1 protein-coding gene is annotated in these 2,628 nt (G+C 51.2%); it reads right to left on the minus strand.

The annotated features are described in order from the left end of the window. Positions 1-91 precede the first annotated feature (91 nt). Positions 92-2,628, minus strand: a 2,537-nt coding sequence (locus K2H17_RS07765) for an outer membrane beta-barrel protein (protein WP_300133434.1), incomplete at its 5' end; no start/stop codon positions are given.

Here is a 2,628-nt window from a genome sequence, read left to right on the forward strand (position 1 = left end):
CTTCTACCGCGACTGGGACCGTGCGGTCAGTCTCATCGGCCAACACTCGTAAACACGACTAATACGGACCGGGAAACACCGCGCCAAAACATCAGTCGTTCCGCCTGAAATCATAGCTCAGGGTGAACATGAAGTAGCTGCCGATAATCATCGAACGCATTTCATAGATTCCCGTTGGCGATGATCCGCGGCTGATGCTTTTCTTTCGGTTCAGGATATCGTTCCATTCAAACGCCAGCTTCATGCACTTATCTTTAAGGAAACTCCAGCTGCAATTGAAATCAAGCAGGGTCTCTTCATTGTTTTTCACACCGGCAATCGAACTGTTGCTCAATGAATAGCGGAAATTGCCGCCAACCTCAAAGCGATTGAGAAAGCGCTGGTTGCCGGTAAGCCCACAGCCATAGTCGCGCATGTAGCTTCGGGTATCGCGCAGTCGGTTCCGCGAATTGTTGAACCGCCAATCAAAATTAGCCGTCAGCGTGGTGTTCATGCCCATATACGTGGCTGAGAGATTTGAATCGCATGTACGCACCAGAGTGACGCTCCTTACCGGCTCTGCCGCCTGCCCCTCGTTGAGCAAAGAGACCTGATGGCTGTAATTGCCGCCAAGACGGCCCGAAAACATCACTTTCTTCAGCCGATGGTGAAACCAAAGAGAAGATCTCACCGACCAATTGCCGTTGATATTGACAGGATATGACTCGCTCACGCCGGATTCAGGATCATAGAACACCGCCTGAGTCACATCATTATAGATATTGGAATAGGCCAGATCGGCGTTCATAAAAAATTTGTTAAGCCGGAAGGACACACGGAAATCCTGTCTGTAAGACGGTTTCAGAGCCGGATTGCCATGCGTGACAGAGAGCGGATTGCTATTGTCGGTCATGCTCATCAGCAGACTCAGAGCAGGCTGGTCACTCCAGCCGCTGTAACTGAAATCAAGACTATATTTATCTCTGTTGATATCTATGTTCAGCGATGTCGACAGACTGACCGACGAACGGACCGTGTCGCCGCTCATCGATCCGGTCTTCTGGTCGAGAGTCTGCCGCTGGGGAGTGGCCGCCACAGACCCCATGATCCTCAGATGTTCTTTGATATAATTTATTGAGAAATCAATCTGATGGCCGACAGTGTGGCTGAAACTATGGTTGCTGAGAGAGTCTACATAACCCCGGAGATAGTCCTGCGGGAGATAAGCGGGCGCGCCTGACTCATCCATAAAAGGAGACAGATCATAGGTCAGACGCTCACTCCGCTGACGCTTTTCCACATACTTATATCCTGCATTCAGAGAGAAATCCTTACCGATTGCCTGGTTGAAAGCCAGTCCGACAGAATAGTTGCGCAATCTCGTGGGGCTCAGACGATATTGATTGCGATATAGCACCGAATCGCCTCCGGCGGCATTAAGCAGCTGGTAATATCTGATTTCCGACAGACTGAAAGACTTGCCGCGCGAATTGTCAGCCCCGGTCCCGACCGAAAGAGACAGTGAACTTCCGGAATCGTTTAGACGCCTCGCAAGATTGAAGGAAACATTGTAATTACGCATTGTATTTTTGTCCGACGAAGAGGATCGGTCTTCATTGACCCTATGGTCAGGCGGGAGCTGCTCATAGGCCGGATCGCCGAATGGATCTTTGATATCCAAAGCCTGATCCGTGTTAAAGACCGCACTGTGGCTGCCGTTTTCACTTCTGGACCGAGCGTAGCCAAAACTTCCTTGCAGTGACAGATAGGTCTTTTTGAAAATCTCACCGCTGATGCCCCCCGACAGATTCAGCGAACGGTTTTTCGAATGACTCTCATCAGCCGAATATCTATATTTATTTCCGGTCACCATATAGCTCTCTACATAGTTCGACCGCCTGTCACCGTTGATGCTGTTGTTATATGAAGCCGAGACATTGACGTTGATTTTTTTAATCTTTTTGTAGAGGCTTCCGTACATGGAGTCATGGCGGTTGCCACTGAAACCACTGAGGATATTTTTGTTGCCGATGTCGGCGTTCAGGGAATAATTGTTACCCCCCATCTCGAAATAGTGTCCGAACAGCCGAGCCTCCTTGCGCTTCTCATTGCCCATGCCGACCGCGGCACCCGCCATCAGCATCCCGTCGAACTTCTGCTTGGTCCGGATGTCGAGGACATGGTTCTTGCTTCCGGTCCTCACCCCGGTAAACTCCTCCTCTTCCGAAGCCTTGTCGTAGACTTTGAGCTGGCTGATGAGTTCGACCGGCATGTTTTCAAGAGCCGCAACTATGTTCGAGCCGAAAAACTTCTCCCCGTTGACCATCACTTCGCCCAGCGGTGTCCCGTAATAAGTCAGACTGCCGGAAGCCTTGTCATACTCCATTCCTGGGATAAGACGCACGAGCTCCCGAAGATAGGCCCCGTCACGAAGCCGGTAGGCATCCGCATTGAAAATCGTCGTATCGCCGCGGATCTCCCTCTCCTTGATCGGCGCAGTGACAATGACCTCATCCAGATCAATCGTGTTGAGGATCGAATCCATCTCAGCGATAGCCAGACTGTCGCCCGGCTGAGACGGGACGGTCGAAGCACACACCTCTGTTCCGGCGCACCAGGCAACAGGAAGCCACGCCACAGCCAGTAAAA

Origin of the sequence: Duncaniella sp., assembly GCF_029054785.1 — a bacterium.
In the GTDB taxonomy this organism is placed as follows: domain Bacteria; phylum Bacteroidota; class Bacteroidia; order Bacteroidales; family Muribaculaceae; genus Duncaniella.